The 23095-nt window shown below is 68.6% G+C and carries 26 protein-coding genes; 16 read left to right on the top strand and 10 right to left on the bottom strand.

The genetic code is table 11. The features are described from left to right. The first annotated feature begins 59 nt into the window (after positions 1-59). The gene (locus ACIBO2_RS45545; protein ID WP_397304281.1) at positions 60-1358 is read left to right on the top strand and encodes a M28 family metallopeptidase; all 1299 of its coding nucleotides are present in this window, start codon (positions 60-62) and stop codon (positions 1356-1358) included. 19 nt (positions 1359-1377) lie between these two features. Here ACIBO2_RS45545 and ACIBO2_RS45540 read toward each other — a convergent pair whose 3' ends face one another. Further along, on the bottom strand, positions 1378-2007 hold the full coding sequence (locus tag ACIBO2_RS45540; protein ID WP_358532998.1) for a helix-turn-helix domain-containing protein: 630 nt from the start codon (positions 2005-2007) through the stop codon (positions 1378-1380). Between the two features lie 128 nt (positions 2008-2135). Here ACIBO2_RS45540 and ACIBO2_RS45535 point away from each other — a divergent pair, with 128 nt between their 5' ends. Further along, entirely contained in the window at positions 2136-3110 is a 975-nt protein-coding gene (locus ACIBO2_RS45535; protein ID WP_397304280.1) for a YihY/virulence factor BrkB family protein, read from the top strand. A gap of 58 nt (positions 3111-3168) precedes the next feature. Here the strand turns inward: ACIBO2_RS45535 and rph are convergent, their stop codons facing one another. Continuing rightward, positions 3169-5841, bottom strand: a complete 2673-nt coding sequence (rph, locus tag ACIBO2_RS45530) for a rifamycin-inactivating phosphotransferase (RefSeq protein WP_397304279.1) — start codon at positions 5839-5841, stop codon at positions 3169-3171. Between the two features lie 166 nt (positions 5842-6007). Between rph and ACIBO2_RS45525 the strand changes: the two genes are divergently transcribed. Further along, on the top strand, positions 6008-6205 hold the full coding sequence (locus tag ACIBO2_RS45525; protein ID WP_358532990.1) for a hypothetical protein: 198 nt from the start codon (positions 6008-6010) through the stop codon (positions 6203-6205). Beyond that, the gene (locus ACIBO2_RS45520) at positions 6202-6795 is read left to right on the top strand and encodes a TetR/AcrR family transcriptional regulator (RefSeq protein ID WP_358532987.1); all 594 of its coding nucleotides are present in this window, start codon (positions 6202-6204) and stop codon (positions 6793-6795) included. Before ACIBO2_RS45525 ends, ACIBO2_RS45520 begins: the two co-directional genes overlap by 4 nt. Before the next feature lie 403 nt (positions 6796-7198). On the opposite strand, the gene ACIBO2_RS45515 is transcribed toward ACIBO2_RS45520, so the two are convergent. After that, entirely contained in the window at positions 7199-7435 is a 237-nt protein-coding gene (locus tag ACIBO2_RS45515; protein WP_358532984.1) for a hypothetical protein, read from the bottom strand. Then, positions 7432-7659: a hypothetical protein gene (locus tag ACIBO2_RS45510; protein ID WP_397304277.1), complete on the bottom strand. Its 228-nt coding sequence runs from the start codon at positions 7657-7659 to the stop codon at positions 7432-7434. Before ACIBO2_RS45510 ends, ACIBO2_RS45515 begins: the two co-directional genes overlap by 4 nt. A gap of 123 nt (positions 7660-7782) precedes the next feature. Between ACIBO2_RS45510 and ACIBO2_RS45505 the strand changes: the two genes are divergently transcribed. Together ACIBO2_RS45505 and ACIBO2_RS45500 are read left to right on the top strand one after the other, a co-directional pair. Further along, positions 7783-8037, top strand: coding sequence for a winged helix-turn-helix domain-containing protein (locus ACIBO2_RS45505; RefSeq protein ID WP_358532978.1), 255 nt, complete (start codon positions 7783-7785; stop codon positions 8035-8037). A gap of 96 nt (positions 8038-8133) precedes the next feature. After that, positions 8134-8313, top strand: coding sequence for a hypothetical protein (locus ACIBO2_RS45500; protein WP_358532975.1), 180 nt, complete (start codon positions 8134-8136; stop codon positions 8311-8313). Between the two features lie 109 nt (positions 8314-8422). Here ACIBO2_RS45500 and ACIBO2_RS45495 read toward each other — a convergent pair whose 3' ends face one another. Beyond that, a complete protein-coding gene (locus tag ACIBO2_RS45495) occupies positions 8423-9010 on the bottom strand; it encodes a TetR/AcrR family transcriptional regulator (protein WP_397304276.1) in 588 nt (195 codons plus the stop codon). An 89-nt stretch (positions 9011-9099) separates the two neighbouring features. Between ACIBO2_RS45495 and ACIBO2_RS45490 the strand changes: the two genes are divergently transcribed. Continuing rightward, positions 9100-9891 carry an alpha/beta hydrolase gene (locus ACIBO2_RS45490; protein WP_358532971.1) on the top strand — a complete coding sequence of 264 codons (792 nt, stop codon included), beginning with the start codon at positions 9100-9102 and terminating at the stop codon, positions 9889-9891. Positions 9892-10021: 130 nt separating this feature from the next. Beyond that, complete coding sequence (locus ACIBO2_RS45485; RefSeq protein ID WP_358532969.1) at positions 10022-10345, top strand: hypothetical protein; 324 nt, start codon at positions 10022-10024, stop codon at positions 10343-10345. Here ACIBO2_RS45485 and ACIBO2_RS45480 read toward each other — a convergent pair. Then, positions 10338-10805 carry a hypothetical protein gene (locus tag ACIBO2_RS45480; RefSeq protein WP_358532967.1) on the bottom strand — a complete coding sequence of 156 codons (468 nt, stop codon included), beginning with the start codon at positions 10803-10805 and terminating at the stop codon, positions 10338-10340. The genes ACIBO2_RS45485 and ACIBO2_RS45480 overlap by 8 nt on opposite strands. A gap of 402 nt (positions 10806-11207) precedes the next feature. Here ACIBO2_RS45480 and ACIBO2_RS45475 point away from each other — a divergent pair, with 402 nt between their 5' ends. The 7 genes from ACIBO2_RS45475 to ACIBO2_RS45445 all read left to right on the top strand — a co-directional run bounded on the left by ACIBO2_RS45475 (position 11208) and on the right by ACIBO2_RS45445 (position 17651). Next, positions 11208-11747, top strand: a complete 540-nt coding sequence (locus ACIBO2_RS45475; protein WP_358532964.1) for a hypothetical protein — start codon at positions 11208-11210, stop codon at positions 11745-11747. 139 nt (positions 11748-11886) lie between these two features. Further along, positions 11887-12528, top strand: a complete 642-nt coding sequence (locus tag ACIBO2_RS45470) for a GNAT family N-acetyltransferase (protein WP_358532962.1) — start codon at positions 11887-11889, stop codon at positions 12526-12528. A gap of 142 nt (positions 12529-12670) precedes the next feature. After that, positions 12671-13552, top strand: a complete 882-nt coding sequence (locus ACIBO2_RS45465; protein WP_358532959.1) for an alpha/beta hydrolase — start codon at positions 12671-12673, stop codon at positions 13550-13552. 130 nt (positions 13553-13682) lie between these two features. Further along, the gene (locus ACIBO2_RS45460; RefSeq protein ID WP_358532957.1) at positions 13683-13940 is read left to right on the top strand and encodes a hypothetical protein; all 258 of its coding nucleotides are present in this window, start codon (positions 13683-13685) and stop codon (positions 13938-13940) included. Positions 13941-13943: 3 nt separating this feature from the next. Continuing rightward, on the top strand, positions 13944-15224 hold the full coding sequence (locus ACIBO2_RS45455) for a phosphotransferase (RefSeq protein WP_358532955.1): 1281 nt from the start codon (positions 13944-13946) through the stop codon (positions 15222-15224). Beyond that, the gene (locus ACIBO2_RS45450) at positions 15217-16209 is read left to right on the top strand and encodes a T3SS effector HopA1 family protein (RefSeq protein WP_358532952.1); all 993 of its coding nucleotides are present in this window, start codon (positions 15217-15219) and stop codon (positions 16207-16209) included. Before ACIBO2_RS45455 ends, ACIBO2_RS45450 begins: the two co-directional genes overlap by 8 nt. A 17-nt stretch (positions 16210-16226) precedes the next feature. Further along, positions 16227-17651, top strand: a complete 1425-nt coding sequence (locus ACIBO2_RS45445) for a lanthionine synthetase LanC family protein (RefSeq protein ID WP_397304275.1) — start codon at positions 16227-16229, stop codon at positions 17649-17651. 4 nt (positions 17652-17655) lie between these two features. On the opposite strand, the gene ACIBO2_RS45440 is transcribed toward ACIBO2_RS45445, so the two are convergent. The 3 genes from ACIBO2_RS45440 to ACIBO2_RS45430 form a co-directional block, all read right to left on the bottom strand. After that, the gene (locus ACIBO2_RS45440; protein ID WP_358532946.1) at positions 17656-18426 is read right to left on the bottom strand and encodes a sulfite exporter TauE/SafE family protein; all 771 of its coding nucleotides are present in this window, start codon (positions 18424-18426) and stop codon (positions 17656-17658) included. A gap of 151 nt (positions 18427-18577) precedes the next feature. Next, on the bottom strand, positions 18578-19657 hold the full coding sequence (locus ACIBO2_RS45435; RefSeq protein WP_397304296.1) for a serine hydrolase domain-containing protein: 1080 nt from the start codon (positions 19655-19657) through the stop codon (positions 18578-18580). Positions 19658-19787: 130 nt separating this feature from the next. Continuing rightward, the gene (locus ACIBO2_RS45430) at positions 19788-20750 is read right to left on the bottom strand and encodes a patatin-like phospholipase family protein (RefSeq protein ID WP_397304274.1); all 963 of its coding nucleotides are present in this window, start codon (positions 20748-20750) and stop codon (positions 19788-19790) included. A gap of 147 nt (positions 20751-20897) precedes the next feature. Here ACIBO2_RS45430 and ACIBO2_RS45425 point away from each other — a divergent pair, with 147 nt between their 5' ends. After that, positions 20898-21680, top strand: coding sequence for a DeoR/GlpR family DNA-binding transcription regulator (locus tag ACIBO2_RS45425; protein WP_358532940.1), 783 nt, complete (start codon positions 20898-20900; stop codon positions 21678-21680). 40 nt (positions 21681-21720) lie between these two features. Here ACIBO2_RS45425 and ACIBO2_RS45420 read toward each other — a convergent pair whose 3' ends face one another. Beyond that, positions 21721-23040 carry a hypothetical protein gene (locus ACIBO2_RS45420; RefSeq protein ID WP_358532937.1) on the bottom strand — a complete coding sequence of 440 codons (1320 nt, stop codon included), beginning with the start codon at positions 23038-23040 and terminating at the stop codon, positions 21721-21723. Positions 23041-23095: the final 55 nt, after the last annotated feature.

Genomic DNA, 23095 nt, shown 5'->3' with positions numbered 1-23095 from the left:
GTACGGATGACCGAAACTGTCGCTTCACAAAGGACCGCTGTCAATGGTTGGATCAGCCCATGGATCACGTGCCTTCCGCCGCCGAGATGCTCGGCTGGATCGAGACCGTCGTGTCCCGGGGCATCCGGCGGCCGGGCTATCCGGCGGACGCGTGGACCGAGCAGTGGCTGGCCGAGCGGCTGACGGAGTTCGGGCTGGAGGTCTCGCTGGAGCCGGTGGAGGTGCCCCGCTGGCAGCCCGGCACCGGGGTGTTGCGGCTCGACGACGGCACGGAGCTGACCGGGTTCCCGCTCCCGCACACCCTGCCGACGGATAGCCTGCGCGCCAGGATCGCGCCGCTCGCCGACGCGCGGCCCGGCGACATCGCGGTGGACGAACTGGCCTTCACCGAGCTGCCGCAGTCGTACGTCAGCACGCTGGCCACGTCGTCCTACGACCCGGAGGGCGTCTTCGACACGCTCGTCCAGACCCTCCCGTTCGGACCGCGGATGATGGAGGTCGTCGAGCCCGCGCTGGAGGCGGGCGCGGCCGGCTTCATCGGGGCGCTGACCGGGCTGCCGTGGGAGACGCGCGACTACTACGTGCCCTATGACGCGATCGAGCGGCCGATTCCCGGTCTGTGGCTGTCGCGGGCCGATGCCCGGCGGCTCCTGGACCGGCTGCCCTGCACGGGTGAGCTGGTCGCCCAGTCGGTCATCGACACGGTGACCACGCACAACGTGGTCGCCACGCTGCCCGGCAATTCGCCGCACACGGTCATCATCGGCTCCCACCACGACGGGCCGTGGGCCTCAGCCGTCGAGGACGCCTCCGGCATCGCGCTCGTCCTGGCCGCCGCGCGTCACTGGGCCGCTGTGCCCGTCTCGGCGCGGCCGCACAACCTGATGTTCCTGCTGACGTCCGGGCACATGGCGCATGCGGCGGGCACTCGGGCGTTCATCGAGCGTCACCGCGCGGCGCTGGCCGATGTGGTGCTTCAGCTGCATCTCGAACACGCGGCGCTGCGCTGCGAGGCCGTGGACGGCGAGCTCGTTCCCACCGCGGACCCCGAGGTCAGGTGGTGGTTCACCAGCCGGATGCCGCGGCTGGAGAAGCTGGTCGCCGAGACGCTGGCGGAGGAGGGCCTGCGGCGGTCCTTCGTGCTGCCGCCCGACGTGTTCTCGCCCATGCCGCCGACCGACGGGGCGTTCTTCCATCCGGAGGGGGTGCCACTCGTGCACTTCCTGTCGGCGCCGATGTACCTGTTCGACTCGGCCGACACGCTCGACAAGATCGACGTGGCGGGGCTGGAGCCGCTGGCCCGCGCGGCCGTGCGCATCGTGGCCGGGACCGCCGGGTGGTCGCCTCAGCTGGGCTGAGTCTCACCCGCACTGAGTCTCAGCCGGGCTGATCCAGGGCGGCCTGGGCTTTGGCGGCGTCCTCCAGGCTGAGCATGGGATGCGAGTAGATGTCGATCAGGGTCTTGGCGAGCAGTTTGTCCCCCTCGGGGCTCAGCACCTCGACGCCCAGGGCCCGGGACATGTGGTGGCGCAGGACGGTCACCGACAGCGCCATCGCGGTGCCCACCGCCGCCCGTGCCTTGCGGGGCACCGGAGAGGGATCGGGCCGGGTCCTGTCGTACTCCTCGATCCACTCCTCGCTCAGCCGTACGAGCTCGTCGAAGACGGCCTCGGCCCGTCCCTCGGCCAGGGCCCGTCCCACATACGGCTGGTGGGGCCCCAGGAGGTTCCGGGCGACGGCCACATAGTTCACGTCACTCGGCATGGTGTCGTTCCGGACCTGGTCGTTGATTCGGCGGATCAACTTGGCCAGATAGTCGTCGCAGGCGTCGCGTAGCGCCTCTTTGGAGCCGAAGTGGTGGCGTACCAGCCCGGAGGACACACCGGCGGTCTCGGCGATGCCCCGGATCGTGGCCCGCTCGAACCCGTGCTCGCCGAAGTGCCGCAGCGCCGCGTCGCGGATCCGGGCGCGGGCGGTGAGGTCTTCGGGGTCGGGTGCGATCGTCACGCTGCCACCTTTTGTATAGCTCGCTGCCTGGAAAGGAAGCCTACTATGCGTGCGTATAGCGGTCGTAGGCGTAGGGATGGAGGGCGAGGGTAGCCGCCAGGCCACGACCAGCTGAGGGCGGGAAGATCGTGACGCAGGTAGTCGAAGGGCCGGCGGAGTTGTCCAAGCGCTCCTGGTGGGGAGTGCTCAAGCGGACCGTCAAGGAGTTCAGGGACGACAAGGTCACCGACTGGGCGGCGGCGCTCACCTACTACGCGGTCCTGTCGATCTTCCCGGCGCTGCTCGCGGTCGTCTCGCTGCTCGGCGTGTTCGGCCAGTCGGCCACCCAGCCGCTGGTGGACAACCTGAGCGCGATGGCGCCGGGGCCCGCGCGGCAGATCATCGACACCGCGCTCCAGGCGCTGCAGGAGAGCCCGCGCGCCGCGAGCCTCGCCACCGTCGTCGGCCTGGCCATCGCCCTGTGGTCGGCCTCCGGCTACGTGGGGGCCTTCATGCGGGCCTCGAACGTCATGTACGAGATGCCGGAAGGCCGCCCCGTCTGGAAGACGCTGCCGCTGCGCCTGGCCATCACCACCGTGCTGGTGGTCCTGATGGCGGCCGGCGCGGTCGCCGTCGTGTTCACCGGCGGGCTCGCCGACCAGGCCGGTCGGCTTCTCGGCATCGGTCAGACCGCTCTGACCGTGTGGGGCATCGCCAAGTGGCCGATCCTGGTCCTCGTCGTGACGCTCGTGCTGGCCCTGCTGTACTGGGCGGCGCCCAACGTCGTACAGCCCGGCTTCCGATGGATCACCCCCGGGAGCGTGCTGGCCGTCACGGTGTGGATCGTCGCGTCCGCCGTGTTCGGCTTCTACGTGGCCAACTTCGCCACCTACAGCAAGACCTACGCCGCGCTGGCCGGCGTCGTCGTCTTCCTGATCTGGCTGTGGATCACCAACATCGCCGTGCTGCTCGGCGTGGAGTTCGACGCCGAGCTCGCCCGTGAACGCGCCATCGAGGCGGGTCAGTCTCCCGGACGGGAGCCGTACGTGGAGCCGCGCGACACCACGAAGATCGACGATCCGGACATTGACCGTACCCGCGATGAGGACAGCAGCTCCACGTAGCCTTCCCTTTCGGGAAGCTCCACGTAGTCTTCGCTTTCGGTCTTCGCTTTCGGGACGATCAGGACAGCAGCTCCACGTAGCCTTCGCTTCCGTTCACCCGGATGAGCTGCCCGTCCTTGATGCGCTGGGTGGCGCCCTCCACGCCGACGACCGACGGCAGTCCGTACTCCCGCGCGACCACCGCGCCGTGCGTCATCACCCCGCCGACCTCCATGACGACGCCCTTCACCGAGACGAACAGCGCCGACCAGCTCGGGTCGGTGAAGACCGTGACCAGGATGTCGCCCTCCTCCACCTCGGCGTCCTCCATGCTCAGCACGACCCGCGCGCGGCCCTCCACGACGCCGGACGACACCGGGATGCCCGCCAGCGCCCCCTCGGGCCGGTCGCCCGCGTCGTACTCGCCGTTGATCACCTCGCCCTCCGAGGTGATCACTCGCGGCGGGGTCAGCTTCTGGTACGTCTCGTGCGCCTCCCGCCGCTCGGTGATCACCGCGTAGTCCAGCCGCCCGCTGTTGACCACCTGCCTGAACTCCTCCAGCGACAGGAAGTAGACATCCTCCGGCTCCTTGATCACTCCCTGCGCCACCAGCTTCCTGGCCTCGCCCATCAACGCCTGCTTGTACAGGCCGTAGCGCTGCAGGCACGCGTGCTTGGAGTACTCCCGGTATCCGATGAAGTGGCGCACCAGGCTCATCTGCCGCGCCGCCTTCTTCGCCTTCCGGCCGCCCACCTTGCTTCTCAGCTGGTCCAGGAGGTCGTTCATCGAGCGCTCGGCGTCCGCACGGCCCTGCTCGACGCGGCGCTCGCGCTCGCCGGGCGGAAAGTTCTTGATGTTGCCGAGGATGAGCGGGACGAGCAGCGTCGGGTCCTCGCTCCAGCGCGTCCTGGTGATGTCGATGTCGCCCTGGCAGTGCATGCCGTACTTGTGCAGGTACTCCTCGATGGCCTGGCGCACGACGTCACCGCCGTCGAGGCCGGAGAGCCCGGTGAAGAACATGTCGCGCTCGGATCCGCCTTCGCCCGCGCCCCTGCCTCCGCCTTCGTCCGCGCCTCCGCCGAGATAGTCGAGGACGGCCGGGTACTGCCGCACCACGTCGGCGACGTCGAGCAGGTCGAGCCCCATCGCCGCGACGACGTTGTGGTCGGCCGACTGGCCGACGGCGTCGGCGGCGTTCTTCACGCCCAGCCAGGCGTTCATGTGCTTGTTGACCCAGTTCACCGATTGGATGCCGAGGAACGCTGACGCCACGCTCCGCGGCTCGAACATGATGTCGGTCAGCTCGCGATGGTCCTCGATGATGAACGCGAACACGTCGTCACCGGACTTGCCGGCGATCGCCTCCCGGAGCCTGGCCACCGACTCCTCATTCTGCTCGATGAGCTCGGGGACCACGCGGGGGTCGTCCTCGCGGGACAGCTTGAGGTATTGGCGGGCCATCGGCAGGGGCCCGCCCTTGCCGAAGCTCATTACCGAAGTCTTCCCGTGGGCCAGCCCTTTGACGAAGTCCTTCCTGCTCAGCACGGTGCGCAGGGCGTTGGCCATCAGCACGTCGACCTGGCCGAGACTCTTGATCGTGACCGGCCGGGCCCACGTCGACGAGAGCTCGTTGGACATGTCCTTGTAGAACCGGTTCCCGGCCACCGCCATCTTCGGCCGGCCGAGCCACTCGTCCAGCAGGAGGAAGAACGACAGGCCGAGCGGGGTGAACGCGTCGGTCATCATCTGGCGGTGCCCGTAGGAGATGTAGACGTGGTTCTTGCCGTCGTCCGAGGCCGGAACCGGGTACAGCGTGGTGATGGGACGGCTCTGCAGCACGTGGAACACACCGTCGGACAGGCCCCACTCGATGTCCTGCGGCCGGCCGAAGTGGGCCTCGATCCGCCGCCCGAGGGTCTCCAGCTGAAGGATCTGCTCGTCGGCCAGGGTCTGCGCGTTCTGCCGCGCGGCCTCCACCGGCCGCTCCTCCGTGCCGCCATCCGCCGAGGCGCGCAGCTCCATCGTCTGGACGGAGACCACCTTGTCGATGATCTGTCCCGCCTTGACCCGGTAGGTGTCGGCGTTGACCAGGCCGGAGACCAGCGCCTCGCCCAGGCCGTAGCCCGCGTCGATCGAGACCACCGTCCGGTTGGACGTGACGGGGTCGGCGGTGAACATGATGCCCGCCGCCTCGGGGAAGACCATCCGCTGCACGACCACCGAGACCTGGACCGCGCGGTGGTCGAAGCCGCTCCTGATGCGGTACGCCACCGCCCGGTCGGTGAACAGCGAAGCCCAGCACCGCCTGACGTTGTGGACCACCGACTCGGGGCCGCGGACGTTCAGGTAGGTGTCCTGCTGGCCGGCGAAGGAGCTCGACGGCAGGTCCTCGGCGGTGGCGCTCGACCGTACGGCACAGGGGACGTCGCCGAGCTCCGCCAGGTGGGTGACGATGTCCCGCTCGATCTCAGCGGGTACGGCCAGCGCCTCGATCGTCGCACGAAGGCGGGCGCAGGCGGCGGCGATAGCCGGGCGGTCGTCGGCCCGCAGACCGGCCAGCCCATCGATCAGCGCGCTGACCGTGGGGTCCTCCTCCACGATCGCCCGATACGCCGCAGTGGTCACGCAGAACCCGTCCGGCACGCGAACGCCGTCGATGCCGGACAGCTCGCCGAGGTTGGCGCCCTTCCCGCCGACCTGGGGGAGCAGGGTCTTGTCGATCTCGTGGAAGCCGAGTACGTAGGCGCTCATCGCTGAATCCCATCTGCCCTCTCGTGTGAAGGGCTTCGAGCCACTACCAATACAGTACAGTACTGTATTGAAATCAAACCGCAGGAGACCCCATGCCCTTCGATCACCCCGGCTCGCCGCTCGGGCCGCTCGGGCCGGTCCGGTGCCGCGCGGCTACAATGCGGTCGTGTCTCGCACCTCCGCCGGCGCCTTCGTCTGCACCATCGCCGGTACGTCCCCTGGCACCTCGCCCGGTCCGTTCGCCGGGCCCTTCGTCGGCTGCTGGCCCGGCATCTTCGCGAGCATCTTCGTCGGCCCGTTCGTCGGCCCGCTCGTCGGCGTGGAGGGGATGAGCGTGGTGGCTCTCCCTGGGCGGTCAACATGAGCGGCACCGCGGCCTCGCAGCGGCCGGCTGGTCGGCCGCGCAGCCAGGAGGTGGACGCGGCCATCCTCGCCGCCGCACTGGACCTGCTGATCGAACGGGGCGCCGTGCTCACCAGCATCGAGCAGGTCGCCCAACGGGCCGGCGTGACCAGGGCCACCGTCTACCGGAGATTCCCCGACAAGACCTCACTGCTGATCCAGGCCATCGAGTCGGTCCACCAGGCGCCCGAGTCGGAGATCCTCGACTGGCCGGACATCGACCGGATGCTGACCGACTGGGCCACCTATCTGAGCATGCCCCGAAACCGCTGCATGCTCCGCCGGCTTTATGGCGCCGTGGACGACTATCCCGAGCTGCTCCAGACGTACCGCAACTCCTATAGCGGCGGCCGCGCCTCGGCCGAGATCACGACACTGAGCCGGGCCCGCGACAACGGCCAGCTACCACCCGACAGGGACCTGAACATCATCCAGCAGCTGCTCACCGGCGCGATACTGCACCACCTCGGCGCGTATCCGGACTCGACGAGCGCGGCCGACGTCAAGTCGTACCTCACGGCCGTACTCCAGCAGATCGGCTACCACCCCTGACAAGCAAGGGCCTCCCTCTTTGGGCGCTTCGCGCTATGGAAGGTCGGGCTGTGTTCAATGGGGGCTGCGCCCCCATGCCCCACAAAAGCATGGTCCTCGCTTCGCTCGGGCGCTCTTATTGGGGGCTTCGCCCCCGGGCGAGGGGCTTGCCAGCCCCTCGCGCTCCCCGGCATTCGGCCGATTCGACCACGTCCAGTACTCCGGCAGTCGAAAGCGAGCAGCGCATTGTCGTCCAGGGGGACGCCGGAGTTGGTCGGTAGCGAAACCCAAGTATTCGAGCCCCTTACGCTTTTCCGCATTAACAGAATCGTTGACCGCCGGTGACCCGCTCTTTCTTCCGCCCTGATGACGGGCCGTGGCCCTTGCGGTGGCCTCCTGAAGCGACACGGCCAGCCGTGAGCGGTCAACCCCAGAGCCAGATCTTCCGCCAGACTTCTTGAACGTCGCGTGGCCGTCCCCGGCTCGACTCCGTGACGACGGTCGGGCCGTTGGTTCGGTCGGTGCGCCGGATGACCCACTGTCCACCTTCGCCGCACAGTTCGTACTCGACTCTGCCCATCGCGACGAACTCCAGCACGCGGGAGCGCTCGACGCGCTCGATGTATGGGGTCCACTCCAGACCGACGTGAACGGCGGTCACTTGGATTCGCCGGTGTCTGGGGTGACTCGCTGGAGAAGCTCGATCATATTCGTGATCGCTACGAACATGACCGTTTCGCGGGCCCGCCAGATGAGCAGTTCCCAGTGTTCCGCGCTGATCTCCCGGCCGCTGTCCTTGTGCCGACCGCGCCACGTCCCGTCATCCTGGCGCCAGACCTCGAATCCGACCATCGGGGTTGGGGTCTGGTAATCGGGCTGATCCATTGAGCCTCGCCTCGCTCACCTGTCTTGTCCTGGTGCCAAGAGTAGGGCTAGTGCGCTACGTGCGCTAGGTCTACTAGGTGCGCCGCCATCGCCACGTGAGGCAGATGTCCCTAGCGTGATCACGTGGCACAGATCGAGACCGAACAGCCTCGTTGGCGACAGGTGTACGCGGTGATCAGCGGACGGATCCGCTCAGGAGAAATCGAAGTCGGGGAGCGCGTCCCGTCGCTCGTGGACCTGACGGCAGAGTTCGGCATCGCGAACGCCACAGCACAGAAGGTCATCCGGCAGCTTCGCGCGGACGGCTTGATCCGGACAGAGCCGGGCATCGGCTCGAAGGTCGCGGACCGCGAACACTGGGAACCGGAGACCACCTAGCGCGCAGCGACGAGTCGATCGAGGTTCGCTAGGTCGGCCCGGATGAGATTGAGGAACTGCCCATGCACCTGCGCGTGAGCGGAGTGTGCTGAGCGGGTGCAGGAGGCCCGAGTCCTCGGCGCGGCGAACGGCTCATCCCGCCTCGATGAGTTGCTGGTCGAGGCCGTGACCAGCGCCGGGTCGCACATCGGCACCAAGTGCGTCCTGGAGGAGAGCGGCCAGGTCCTCCACATGGCCTCCGAGTTCGGCATGCCCGAGCAGATGGCCAGGGCCTGAGCCAGGGTGACACGCTGATGTTGCGAAGGGCGGCGATGGCCGTGCGCGGGTGGCTGGCTGCGTTGGGGCCGCATGGGCTCCACGGGCGAATGGGTCTCTTGACGCGTTGTCAGGCGGTGGTGAGTTGGTGGATGAGGGGGAGGAGGACATCGTCGACGATGGAGGTGGTCGTGTCGTCGGCGGGCAGGTGGCCGTAGACGACCACTTCGTTGCGTACCAGGTCGAAGGGCAGTCGGAGCACTCGCGGCGACAGGTCCACGGCGCGGATCTCGTGCCGGTCCGCTGCCCTGGCGAGTACGGTCGCCGTCGTGTCTTCGCGGGTGGAGCGGGCGAGCCAGGCGTGCAGGGCGGCGGTGGCGTCCGGGTCGCGGGCCGTTTCCGCGGCCAATCCCGCCAGCACCTCGCCGCGTACGGTGCCGAGCCCGTTCACCGCCTGCCGTAGCAGCTCGATCAGGTCCGAACGCAGGCTGCCGGTGTCCGGCGCCTTGATGCTGGGCGGGGCGGCGTGCTCCATGGCGGCGAGCGCGAGTTCGGCCCGGGTGGGCCATCTCCGGCTGAGCACCGGGCGGCTGGTGCCGGCCAGCGCGGCAACCGCTTCGAACGTCAGCCTGGCATAGCCGACTTCGGTCACTATCTGCCAGGTCGCGTCCAGGATGGCGTGCTCCAGCCGTTCTCCCCGTCGCCGCGTGGCCGTCACTTGATCACTCCTTAGGATGCGCTTCGCATCTTACGCGTGTTAGCGTACCGAAACGCAATTAGATGCGCCCAGCATCTTAAGGAGAGTTCATGATCACCACGGACAGCGTTCACACCGAGGGCGCGCAGATCGTCTACGACTACCAGGGCCGCGGCCCGCTGCTGCTGCTGATCTCCGGCGGTGGCGGCGACGCCGCCCGTCACCAGGGCCTGGCCGCCCTGCTCGCCGAGGAGTACACGGTGGTCAGCTATGACCGCCGGTGCAACTCCCGCAGCACCGGCGACACCACCCAGGACATGGACATGGCCCAGCAGGCCCGCGACGCCGTCGCCGTGATCCATGCCCTGGGCCACGAGCGGGCCTACATCTTCGGCAACAGTTGCGGCGCCTCCATCGGCCTCGAACTGGCCGCTCACCACCCGGAAGCGATCACAAAACTGATCGCCCACGAGGCTCCGGTCATGTCGATCCTGCCCGACGGCCGTTTCTGGCAGACGTTCATGGACGGTGCCCACGACACCTTCGTCAAAGAGGGCGAGGTCGCGGCCATGAAGGTGTTCCACTCCTCCTTCGTGGGCTTCCACGAATCCACGGTCGCCCGCATCTCGGCGGAGAACATCACCCCGAACAGCCAGTTCTTTCTGTCGCGAGAGTTCCTGCCGATCACGTACTACACGCCGGACCTCGACCGGATCCGCGTCAACGGGGTGGCGATGGTCAGTGCGGCCGGCAGCGCCAGCACCGGCGCGTTCTATGCCCGTACCGCGCCCATCGTCGCCGAGCGCACCGGCTGCCCGTACGTCGAGTTTCCGGGCAACCACATCGCCTTCATCAACGATCCGGAACCCTTCGCCCAGGCGCTCCGCGACGCCCTGCGCTGACGTCTTTCTCATTCGGATGGAGGCCGACCATGGTTGAAGGTGGTGCCTGGATCCATCGCTCACGGCGGCACGGCAAGATCGCTACAGCACTCACCGTGCAAGCCGCTAGTTCTCGTGCAACCCTAGGTGCATGTTCGGTCACAAGCGCCAGGGCTTCTACTTTCGGCCGAGTCGACGGCGCTGGTTCTGGCACCGGCCCATCCATGCGTTCGCAGATGACCCGCCAGCGGAAGGGGACGAGCAGGTGTGGCGGGTCGCCTGGTGGCACGGCGGCTGGGGCGTCTGGCCGGCCGACGCTGATCCGATGGCAGCCGAGCCCATCTACGCGACAGGGAACATCCCGCAGGCCGACTCGGACGCGGCTTGCTGCTGGGCGGCAGGCGTGGTGCCCGCGCACCCGCGCCTGCACATCTCGTGTTCGCACCGGGGAGATCCAGCAGCGCCGTTCATGTGAGCGGCTCGGAGTTGTCGCAGTCCAAGCTGGTACTGCTGCTCTCGTCGGTGACCTTGTAGGGGCTGCCGTCGATGAACGTGCCGGAGATCGACGCTCGGGCGCGGTACCAGCCATCCCGACACGGCCGCGACAGCAATGGGTACGAGTGAGCGAGTCCGGGCAGTTCGTGGTAATGGTCGTAGTCGACCTCGTACCAGTCGGCGAAACGACCGTCCTTGTGGTCGATGGCGAACCTGGCCATGAAGGTGGTGATGACCTCTTGGTCGCACCTGACGCGGAGGCTCGCTCGGATGCGGGGTTCGGCGGTGCCGACCTGGACGACGGTAAGCGGTCCCCACGAGTTGACGCAGCCGTGGCGGCCTGCGGGATGGGTGGTGCTGCCGCTGCCGCTGCCGCAGTTAGCTGGCGTGGTGGCCAGGGTCAGGGCTGTGGCGATGACGGCGGAGTGTTTGGTCCACACAGCGGGGGGCTCCATGGGTGGCGGGTGGTCCGTCGTCTGAAACGGTAGTCGCGTCAGACACGTTATGTAGGCTATAGATCACTCTTCGCAGTCGTATCCGCGTTCGAATGCAGGCGTTGTGGTGGCTACTCGAGTCGTACTGTCGCCGTAGTTCTCCGTGCGTCATGCGCCGTGCACACCGCGTTATCGAGACGTCCAGGACCTTCCGGCGTTAACGTCAAAACGTCCCCGACGTCCTCAGTCCCCCGAGGTGCACCGTGGCCAACGCTGGTTGCAGGACGAACTCGCCTTCCACGCCCCGACGCCAGTGGTCCGTCGGAGAGGCACTAGGAGCTGAGACATTCCGTGCTATGGCCAGACGCTCTTCGCAACACCCTCAAAACTGGGCCGGATCGCGAAGTCTTGACCGTCTATCCGTATCGTTCCGCGTGTCCGAAATCGAACTGGTGCAATCTGATCAACTCCGCGGACGACGAGATCGTGTTCGCCGACTACACCAACTACTTCTTGTGGCTCGAACACCCCAACCTGGTGACGCTCCTTGAGCGGAAAGCCCAGCAGGGATGCAAGATCTGGTTCGTGGTCGGAGACCCGGAGAGCGACGTGACCCGCCACCGTGAGGAGGTGGAGAACGCTCCGCTGAGCGTCTCGACCCGCATCCGGATCACTCTGTCCGCGATCGAGCGACTGCGGGACGTCGCGGGGGTGGAGGCCCGGTTCGGCGACGAGCACCTCGCCATGAGCGTGTTCCGCTTCGACTCCGAGATGCTCGTCGCCCCGCACCTGGCCAAGCTGGTGGGGCACGACTCACCGCTGCTGCACCTGCGGCGCCATCAGGACGACGGCCTGTTCGACCGGCTCGCGCAGCATGCTTCCGAGCTTTGGCGTAACGGCCGTGACGTGTGGGAGCGGCCTCAGGTGCTGGGTGACGGATCCTCCTGACCGTGTACGGGTTGGAGTCCCCGAGCCCTTTATGCTGCTGGAAATGTACTAGTGCAATATCTGGCAGGACTAGTGCACTTGTTTTTGCTAAATGGCCGGATAAAGCGCACGCGGCTGGCGGCGTCGATACCGTGTGCGCATGGCACTTGATACGGCGTACGCATCCGTGCGGCGGGCGGATGTCGAAGACCATCAGGCGGTGTTGGACGTCCTCGCCGTGGCGTTCATGAACGATCCCGTCGCCTGCTGGGCCTTTCCTGCGGCGGGCGAGAGAGGTCGGCTGCAGCCGCGCTTCTACCGCGCCTTGCTCAGCCATCCCGCCGGGGAGGCATACCTGGTCGGCCGTCGCGAGGGGGCGTCGGTGTGGCTGACGCTGGCCGCGGGTCAAACGCTCTCTGGAGAGCATCCGGTCTATGAGGGGCGTCCGGATGCACCGGAGACGGGCCCGGACGCGGGGTCGGACATGGGCTTCAGTGAGATCGGCGCGCGGGCGCGGGCTCTGGATGAGGCACTGGCTGAGCGGCACCCCGCTCACGAACCGCACCTCTACCTGCCGTGCATAGGGGTGGTCGGCGAGCGGCGGGGCGCCGGGCTGGGCTCGGCGATGCTGCGGCACCGGCTGGCGCGAGCGGACGCCGACGGGCTCGGCACTTATCTGGAGGCGAGTTCGCCCCGGAGCCGGGCCCTCTACCTGCGGTACGGATTCGAGAATCTCGGCGAACCGCTTCGCGTGGCCGACAGCCCGCTCCTATGGCCGATGTGGCGGCCCCCGAGTCGTTGACGGCCGATGTACGACAACGCCGCCGACTCGCGGCACCCAACAAACACAGCCGCCGACTCGCGGCACCCGACAAACACCGCTGCCAATTCGCGGCACCCGACAAACACAGCGGTATCCACCAACAAACACAAGGGAAGAACAGATGACCCACGAAGCAGCGGCCAACGTTGATCGGCGCCCGCCGACCCTGGTGTTCGTCCACGGCACCAACTCCTCGTCCGCTCTGGCGTCGGGGCTGATCACCGAACTCAACCTGCGCGGGCACCGGAGCGTGGCCGTCGACCTTCCTGGACACGGCAGCGAGGCGTACTTCCCTCGTGGGTACCAGGCCCCGCAGGATCTTGAGGCGCTGGCGACCGAGCCGTCGCCGCTCGCCAAGATCACCATCGACGACTATGTCGAGCGGGTTGAGGATGTGGTGCGCCGCGCCCGCCGCCACGGGCCGGTGATCCTCGCCGGCGTCGACCAGGGCGGGGTCACCGTGAGCAGGGTCGGCAACGCCATCCCCGACCTGCTCGACCGGGTGGTCTATGTCGCGGCGTACTGCTGCGTCGACCTGCCGAACATGGCCGCCTACCTCGAAACGCCGGAGAACAGCGAGAGCCTGTTCCCCCAATTGACCGCGGCGATGGTCGCCGACCCGGCGGTCCTGGGGGTGAGCCGGCTCAACTGGCGCTCGGCCGACCCGGTGGTGTTCCAAGGCGTCAAAGCGGCCCTTGCCGGCGACTTCACCGACGAAGGTGTGAGCCGGCTACTCAACCTGCTCGAACCAGACGAGACCGCCGGCATCCCCATGGCCGAAGCCCGGGGCCAGGCGGAGACCTGGGGCCGGATTCCCCGTACCTATGTGCGCTTCACCCTCGACCGGCTGGTTCCGCCGGCGCTGCAGGACCGGTTCATCAACGAGGCCGACCGCCTCACTCCGGACAACCTGACTGACGTGCGAAGCATCGCGGCGCCCCATTTCGGGCCGTTCGACCGGCCTGAATTGGTGGACATCTTCGCTGAGCTCGCCAGCCGCTGACCTCACCCCGGGTTCCCGGCCATGCGGCATGGAACGGGTTGGAACGTGGTGGAACGCCATATCTCCAGGGGGCCGCCTCACAAACGGATGCGACGACATCATTCGCCGCACACCCATGGGGAGAAAAGCAATGAGCATTCAGTACGGCGTCACCGCGCAAGCGTCCTTTCTCCAGGGCGGTATCGCGGCCCGGTACCTGCCTTCGGCCGACGTCACTCCGTTCGCGGTGCGCCGGGACCCCTACGTCCGCGCCTCGGGGACACAGGGCATCGACTGTTCGATCAACCAGCACATCCCGACCTGCCGATTCCCGACGACCGACTGCACCAACAGCTGCCCCGACACGCCGACCGGTTCCTTCTGCCCGACCCGCGAGTTCGTGTGCTGACCGATGGTTCTCGCTCTGCCGGAACTCACCACCTACCTGCTGGATCGGCAGTACGTTCACCCGGAGGCGGTGGTCGACGGTGGTCTCATCGTCGTCGACGCGTCCCGCCGCAATCACAACGTCCTGGTGAGTGCTGAGCCGGCGGTCGGGCTGTTCGTCAAACAGGGTCGTTCCGATCCGGTCCAGTCGGCTACCGGCTGGACCGGGAGCGGGTCGCTGGCGCACGAGGCGGCGGTCTACTCTCTGCTCGACCTGCTCGACTCACTACCGCGCCCTTCCAGCGGCGGGGGGATAACGGGAGCACTGCCGCGCTGCCGTGGATTCGACGCCGAGCGCGATCTGCTCATCCTGGAAGCGCTACCGGACGCGTGGGATCTCACCTCGTACCACTCTCGTACGCGCCGGTTTCCGGCCACCGTCGGAACCCGGCTCGGGACCGCGCTCGCCGACCTGCACGAGCGCGCCTTTGCCGCGGCGCGGCGAAATCCGGCGGACTTTCCCGGGCGGCTGCCCTGGGTGCTCGGGATCGACCGTCCGGGAACGGCGTTCTATCGCGAGATGAGCAACGCGGGCCTCGAACTCGTCCGCATCCTGCAGTCGTCCCCGGAGCTCCGGGCGGCGCTCGCGGCGCTGCGTACCGGCTGGCGTCAGGATGCCTTCGTCCACCACGACGTCAAATGGGACAACTGCCTGGTACTCGCGAGCGGGGCGTCGGGGCGGCGTACCCGGGTGGCGCTCGTCGACTGGGAGTTCGCCGACCTGGGAGACGCGTGCTGGGACACCGGTTCGGTGTTCGGCGCCTACCTCGGCTGCTGGCTGGCCTCGATCCCGGTGACCGGCAGCGAGCTGCCCGACCGCTACCTGGAGCTGGCCGAGTACCCGCTGACGCGCATGCGACCGGCGATGCGCGCGTTCTGGGCGGCGTACGCCGGCACGCGTGAGTGGGACGCCGCGACGGCGGACGCGGCGCTGATCCGCAGCGCCCGCTACGCCGGGGCGCGCCTGCTGCAGTCGGCGTACGAACGGGCTCAGGGTGCCGCCCGCGTCTCCACGACCGTGGTGTGCCTGGCGCAATTGGCGGAGAACGTGCTGGTACGGCCGGAAGAAGCGGTCGAGCACCTGCTCGGTGTGCCTTGGCGAGGCCAGGCCGACCGGCCGGGTGTACGCCCGCGAAGAGGAGCCGACCCGGTTGGTGCGCCGCCCTTGCGAGGAGGAGCAGGCGCACCACTGCGAGGCGAAGCTGATCTGGTTGGCGTGACCCTGCGAGGAGGGGCTGATGAGTGACAGCCGCGCGTTGGTGGCCGAGGCCGTCGCCGCGACGCGTATTCACCCGCCGACGCGCTACACCTGGTTCGGGCGGATGTCGCCCCGGCTGACCGTACGCGCCGCCCAGGTGCTCAGTCCGCGTGCCAGCCGGGACTACCTCGTGCACCGGCTGGCCGGTCAGTTGTACGGCGACTTCTACTGGCGCGGCCGGGCCGAGCCGCCGCGCTGGAGTGTCCAGGGGTCGTCCGCGAGCCGTAGCGGCTTCGCGGCCGCGCTGTCGGCGGCGAACTGCGGGCAGGGATATCTGGACGACGGCTGGCACGTGCGCGGAATCGACGAGCGCGGGGTGATGGTCGCCAAGAACGGGCTGGAGCTGACCGTCCACGCCACCGAGTTGGCGGGTGTACCGGTCGTCGGTGAACGGGCCGCGATGCGGCTGCCCAAGGAGCTCTTCGAGATCTCCCCGGGCTTCTACCTGGCCCGCGCCGACCGCCCGATGGACACCGGGCCGAGCGGCCGGGTGGTGCGGTTGTACTGGAACCTCCGCGCGGACGGGGCCGTCCCGTTCGTCGGGGCCGCGACGCGGCTGCTCAACTCGGCGGGCGCGGCCTTCCAGCTCAAGGTACTGAACGATCCCGGCGCCTTCAGCCGGTGCGACGCGGGTGTGGTCTACCTGGCCCGTGACGACCATCCGGAGCTGGCCGACCTGATGCTGGCGCTGCATGCCGAGATCGGTGGGTTCCTGGCGCCTCGGACACCGGTGTTCACCGCTGAGCTGGCGCCCGGCTTGGGGTTCGCTGAGGATCCCGGAACGGGGGAGAGCTTCGGGGAGCACCGCTGCCGACTGCTCGCGGAGGCGCTGGTACGGTCGCACGAATCGGGATGGACGGACGACGCGGCCAGACTGGCGGCCGTCGAAGAACGCTTCGCCCGCGCCGGGATCGACCTGGACGCCCCGCACCTGAGCCCCGATCCGCCCGCCGACCTGGCTCCCGCGCCATGACCCCCCAAGACCGCGCCATGACCGCGCCGTTTGGCGGGCCCGCTGCCGAGCAGTTGGCGGTCGCGGTGGCGATCGGCGAGCGGCTGGTGAAGGAGGCCGTCTGGTCGGGGGACCGCTGCAACTGGGTCGGGGCCGAGCCGGTGGACCTGCGGGACCGAGTCGGTGCGGTGACGTATCGGGCGCTGGGCCCCAATCTGTACGTGGGCAGCAGCGGCGTCGCGTTGTTCCTCGCCCAGCTGGCCACGACCACCGGCCAGGACGAGTTCCGCCGGACGGCGCTGGCGGCGATGCGGCACGCGATCTCCCGGCGCGAGGACGTCAGCCCTGCCGCCCGTCTGGGCTTCTACAGCGGCTGGGCCGGAATGGCGGCGACCGCGCTGCGCACCGGCCGGCTGCTCGACTCCGCGGAGCTCGTCGACGCTGGGAGCGGCCTGCTCCGCGACCTCGCCCAGCAGCTCAGTGGGGTGGCGGAGAGCGGAGAGCAGGAGCGCGACCTCATGTCCGACGCGGCAGAGGGCGGGGGAGAGGAGCGCGACCTCATGTCCGGGGTGGCGGACGGCGGGGACCAGGAGTACGACCTCATGTCCGGGGTGGCCGGGGCCGTTCCGGCATTCGCCCTGGGATACCGGTACACCGGCGACGAGCGGATGGCCGAGGCGGCGGTCACGGCGGCCCTATGGCTGGGGAGATCCGCCAGGAAGTCCCGTACCGGCTGGTCCTGGCGCTCGCCCGGCCTGCGTAACCAGCACGATCTCACCGGCCTCTCGCACGGGGCGGCGGGTGTCGCCGTGGCCTTCCTGGAGGTGTTCCGGCTGACCGGCGAGGAGATGTTCGCGACGGGCGCCCGCAACGCGATGCGGTACGAGGACCGCTGGCTGGACGTCGGGGAGGGCAACTGGCCGGACTTCCGGGAGAATACGGCCGACCGCCGCGCCCGCACCTTCGTGACGCTGTGGTGCCATGGCGCGCCGGGCATCGCGCTGTCCCGGCTGTACGCGTACGAGGTGCTCGGCGAGGCGCGGTGGCGGCATGACGCGATGACGGCGCTCGCCACCACGGAGCGGGTGACACGCCCGCTGGCGAACGGCGGCGGGGCCGACTTCTCGCTCTGCCACGGGCTCGCCGGCAACGCGGAGCCCTTCGAGGAGGCCCGCGAGGTCCTCGGCGCCGCCGGCACGGTCATTCCACGGCTCGGCGTCGGCGCCGTCGGCACGGTCATTCCACGGCTCGGCGCCGGCGCCGTCGGCATGGACATCCCGCGGCTCGTCGCCGATCACGGTCTGGAGCGGTACGCGCGCACCGGCGTGAGCTGGCCGTGCGGGACTCATACCGCGGAGACCCCGAACCTGATGCTCGGTCTTGCCGGGATCGGCTACTTCTACCTGCGGCTGGCCGTGCCGCAGGTCCCGTCCGCGCTGTTGCCGGTTCGGTGGGACCGGTGACCGATCACGGCCACAGCAGCAGGCGGGCGATGGTGACGGTACCGATCGCCACGATCAGGGTCCGTAGCACCGCGGGGCTGAAGCGGCGGCCCATGTGGGCGCCGATCTGGCCGCCGAGAGCGGACCCGAGCGCGATGAGTACGACGGCCGTCCAGTCGAAGTCCGCGACGAAGAGGAAGAAGAGCACGGCGACGGCATTCACGACGGCGACCAGAACGGTCTTGATGGCATTGAGGCGCTGCAGGGTCTCGTCCAGGAGCATGCCCATCAGGGACACGTAGATGATGCCCTGGGCGGCGGCGAAGTAGCCGCCGTAGACGCTGGCCAGTGTGAGGCCGATGTACAGCAGCGGGCCGCCGTCCCGGATGCCGGGGTTACCGTTCTGTTCGCGGCGGTTTCGTACGTACCTGCTGATCAAGGGCTGGAACGCTACCAGGACGAGGGCGAGGCCGACCAGAGCCGGCACGATCGTCTCGAACGCCGTGGCGGGCAGCGTCAGCAGGAGCGTGGCGCCCGCGAGCCCGCCCAGCATGGCACCCACACTGAGTTTCAGGATGCGACGGCCCTGACCGGTGAGTTCGGCCCGGTAGCCGATGGCTCCGCTGATGGAGCCGGCGATCATGCCGAGCGCGTTGGAGACCGTGGCGGTGACCGGCGGCAGGCCCGTGGCCAGCAGAACGGGAAAGGTGATCAGTGTCCCGGAGCCGACCACGGTGTTGATGGTGCCGGCGCAGACCCCGGCCACGAACACCGCGAGCATCTCTCCCGGCGTCACGCTGTGCGACCTAGCGTCGCATCGCCGCCAGAGTCAGAGCCAGAGCCAGAGCCAGAGCCGGACAAGATTGCCATGCTGGCGACCTTATGCGGCGAATGCTTCGCCACTCACCGAAGGGTGCAGGCGTCACTTCCTCTCCATGCTCAGGCGCCTACTTCCCAGGGCAGAAGACCGCCTTGGCCACCTGGTCGATGGCGGCTGGGGAGAAGTCCCTGTTGCTCACGCTCAACGTGGCGGACACGGCGAGCTGCAGGCGGCCATCAGGTGAGGTGAAGGTCATGGCCACGAAGCCGGACCCGCTGCCCCCGATCGCCTGCAGCGCGGGCTCGCCCCCGCACAGGCGGGCACCGGGGGAAGGCTGGGGAGGCGCGCCCTCCGGCGGGTCGGTGATCACCTTCTGCAACGACGCCGGCAGCAGCTTGCCCTGGACGAACGCGCGCTGGAAGGCGCTGACGTCACGTGCGGTAGAGATCACTCCGCCGGCCGCGTACCCGTAACTCGCGTTGAGCCGGTCCACGTCGCGCAGCTTGCCTTCGGGGTCGGGGTAGTAGCCATGCCCGTGCGGGCCCTTGATAGCGGCGGGCGGCTTGGTGGGCAGGTAGGTGTGGTTCATCCCGACAGGGGCGAAGACGCGCCGGGTGAGTTCGGCGGACAGGGGGTGGCCGGTCACCTTCTCGATGATCATGCCGAGGAGCATGTAGTTAGTGTTGGAGTAGGAGAACTTCTCCCCCGGCGCCCCCGTCCGGGGCAGGCCGCGGGTGGCCTTCACCAGCTCGACCGGAGGGTGGTAGGTCGTGAAGTCGAAGTCGTCGAACAGCTCGGATGCGAAGAAGTCGGGGATGCCGGAGGTGTGCCGGATCAGCTGTCGTACGGTGATCTCATCGGCCCGCTCAACCAGGTCCTGCTGAGCCACTTGCGGCAGGACATCGCTGAGTTTGTCATCCAGGCCGAGCTTGCCCTCCTTGACCAGTTGCAGCAGCACGGTGGCCGTCATCTGCTTGGTCTGGGAACCGACGCGGTAGCGGGCACCGGCGGGGATCTTGCCGCCCTTGCCGTCGAGGAGGCGGGAGCCGGCCGAGCCCTGGCCGACGCGCTTGCCGTCGACGTACACCTCGCCGATGGCACCGACCACTCCGGTGGTCTTCGCGAGGGCGTTCAACGCCTCCTGTACATACCCGGTCCGCGGTCGGTCGGCGGCCGTGGCGGGCGTGGCGATGCTCAGGGTCAACATCACGCAGGTCAGACCGGCAGTACGAGCTGCGGTCGCACGATTCACAACAATGGTCCTCTCCTCGCGGGAGCGCGCGGGGAGCATCCGGCAAGGCCAAGACGCTCCCAGCGTGCCGACGTTCGAGGACTTTCTAGGCCAGCGGCTGTTTCCTCACCGTTTCCGCAGACAGTGTGGTGGCGGGCCAGTCCACGAGCAGCCGTTCGGCCTCCTGCGCGGCCTGCGCGACCCCGGCGTGGAAGGCCGGTTGCCAGGATGCCATGTCTGACATGTCGGAGCCGAACGCCTTCAGAGAGGGGGCATCGGGGCTGACCGCCACGGTCGTGTCCGCACCGAGCCCGTCGAGCGGCTCGCGGGGGAACAGGTGCGCCAGCGGCTCGACGAGCAGCACCACGCGGGCGCCGGTGGCCAGGGCGGCGTTCGTGCCGCCGGCCAGGGCGCCGTCGATGTACCGGTGGCCGTTGATCGTGATGGGCGGGTAGGCGCCCGGCATGGCGGAGCTGGCCGCCACCGCGGCTACCAGCGGCGCGCCGCTGTCGCGGTCCCAGACTTCCGGCTCGCCGGTCTCCGCGTTGACCGCGGTGATGAGCAGTCGCCGGTCGGGCCATTGGCGCGCGGTGATCAGGGACTCCATCAGGGCGATGCGTTCCGCCTCAAGCATGGTGGGAGCTTCGAGAGCGATGCGGCCGACCCGGCGCAGGGCCTCCTGGGGTTCCAGGGTGGGGTCGCCGAGCACGGTGAAGACCTCGGCCATCCGCGCCGGGTCCGTTCGCGGGTGCGTCTGCGAGACTGCCCGGGCGTCCGTCTGAGAGTCTGCCCGCGCGTCCGTCTGCGGGCCTGTCTGCGAGGCGGTCGAGCGCCCGTCCCGCTCCTGTCGGAGGTCGGGGTCGGGACCAGTACGTGTGGCGAGCCGGTCGAGGTCCTGACCGGTCGCCAGCATGGCGCCGACGATCGCCCCGGCTGAGGTGCCGACGATCAGGTCGGCGTCCGCGAGGTCCACTCCGCGGTGCCGTAGCCCGGCGGCCAGGCCGGCCATCCAGGCCGTGCCGGGGACGCCTCCGGGCCCGAGGACCAGTGCCCGCGAAGTTCTGTTCATGATTTCCCCCTGTGGATTGGTATGGGACCAGCTTCGGACCTCAACCAAGGTTTATGTCAAGTCGGCTCGTCGCTCCTCGCGGTGCCGGTGGTGTGAGAGATTAGAAGGATTCGTGGAGGTCTCACCGATGCATGGGGAGTGCCGTAGGTGAAGTCACGCGCGGCCAGTGGGGCCACCAGGCGCCAGGCCATGGCGGAGCATGTCCTGCGGCATGGCTCGGCTTCGATGACGGAGCTCGCCGAGACGTTCGGCGTGAGCGTGATGACCGTCCACCGTGACCTGGATCAGCTGGAGAGCCAGGGCATGGTGCGCAAGTATCGCGGTGGCGCGAGTGCCCAGGCCTCCAGCATCTTCGAAAGCAACATCGCCTACCGCAAGACCGCCCAGACGGCGGAGAAGGAGGCGATCGCCCGGCATGTGGTGGGGCTGATCGAGCCGGGGAGCTCGGTCATCATCGACGACTCCACGACCGCGCTGGCCGTCGCGCGCCATCTCGACGAGGTGGCTCCCCTGACCGTGGTGACCAATTTCCTGGAGGCGATCAGGCTCCTCGCCCCCATGCCGGGCATCCGGCTCATGGCGCTCGGCGGCGAGTACTACCCGACGCACGACTCCTTCCTGGGCGTGGCCTGCGTCGACGCGGTCGAGGCGATGAACACCGACACGGTGGTCGTCTCCACCTCCGCCATCTCCGACCGGCACGCCTTCCACCAGGAGCAGGAGATCGTGCTGGTGAAGCGGGCCATGCTGGCCGCGGGCACGCGGTGCGTCCTGGCGGTCGACCACACGAAGCTCGACCGCGTGGCCTTGCACCGGGTCGCTCCTCTCGACGCCTTCGACGTCATCGTGGTCGATTCGCACGCGCCGCCCGAGGCCGTGCAACGGCTCCGCGACCGCCACCACCGCGTCGACGTCGCCCAGGTCGAGTAACCAGGTCGAGTAATCAGGGGAGGGCGGCGAGGGGTAGCGGCTACGGAAGCGCGGTGCGGGGGACGGCGAAGATGGCTCGGCCGCAGCTCAGTGGGGTGGCTGTCTCAGTGGCGCACTGGTTCTTCGTCCATTCGGTCAGCGACCAGACCAGGCCGGTGGCGTAGTCGTAGGTGAGGGACTCCGGATGCATCCCCCAGCACTCGTAAGCCGAGCTGTAGGGGTTGGCGCAGGTGTGGGATCTGCCGGTGGAGGTGTTCAGTGCCCATAGCTCGCCTGCCTCGTCCTGCCAGCTGTGCGCCACATACCAGGTGCCGTTCCAGGACAGCACCCCCTGCATGTTGCCGACCTGGGTGCGGTACGCCTGGGCCGCCGGGGTGTAGCCGCTGGCGTTGGCGCTGAGCAGGAAGTTCGCGCCGCCGAGGTTGTACCGGTAGACCCTGCCGTGCAGGGCGGGATTGCTGAAGTACTCCACGGCGGTCAGGGAGTCGGGGCTGGTGCTGCGGTCCAGGGAGATGGAGGCGAAGCACGGTACGCCCGTGTCGCTGCTCATGGTGCAGGTGCCGCTGGCGTAGCTGTAGAAGCCGACCTCCGGCATGACGTACTGGTAGCCGTACGCGGCGTACCCGCTGCTCGTCTTGCCGATCGCCGAGCTCGCGTCGTTCACCTGCAGGATCTCCGACATGCTGAACACCCTGATACCGGTGGAGTTGGCGCCCGTCGCGCTGACGTACAGCTTGTCGCCGTACCAGACCATGCCGCCCATGTGCGCCTTGGCGGGGCCGAAGTCGTTGTTGGCGTAGCTGGTGGCGTTCGCGTTGGTGGTGCCGTCCGTCGGCGCGACCAGGTAGACCCAGCGGTACTCCGGCGCCGACGGGTTGGTGTAGTCGATGAAGGCGACCCTGGCGTCGTTGTTGCGGGGGTTCACGCCGCATTCGCCGGAGTTGCAGTAGTTCCAGCCGCCGAGGATGGCCTTGTACGCGCCCCAGGTGCCGTCGTCGTCGGCGTCGCCGGAGGTGGTGAGGCTCTGTGGGATCCACGTCTCGGTGCTCGCGTCACTGCTGTCCCAGCACCAGCTGACCGTGGCGGCCGGCTTGATCGGTAGTCCCGCGGCCTCGGTGCTGTCGCAGGTACGCATGGGGTGGTTGGCGCTGGTCATGACGTCGGCGAACTCGACCTCGGTGAGGCCCGGCTGCGCCTTGAGCGTGCTCAGGCCGGTCGTCGGGTGCCAGATGACACCGGCTCCGGAGACGGCGACGAGCGGGGTTCCGTAGGCGGAGTCGTCGACGGGGTCGGCGTGCGCCGGAGTGGCGACGGCGAGGGGGACGATGAGTAGCAGAAGGATGGCCACGAGTCTGGACAAGGGGGTGTCCTCTCTTACCGGCACATGTCCCCATATTTCGAGAAGGGGACAGCAG

The sequence above is a fragment of the Nonomuraea sp. NPDC050022 genome (genome assembly GCF_044460705.1).
Classification (GTDB): domain Bacteria; phylum Actinomycetota; class Actinomycetes; order Streptosporangiales; family Streptosporangiaceae; genus Nonomuraea.
The sequence above is the reverse complement of the archived record's forward strand: the minus strand, read 5'-3'. Positions and strand labels throughout refer to the sequence as shown.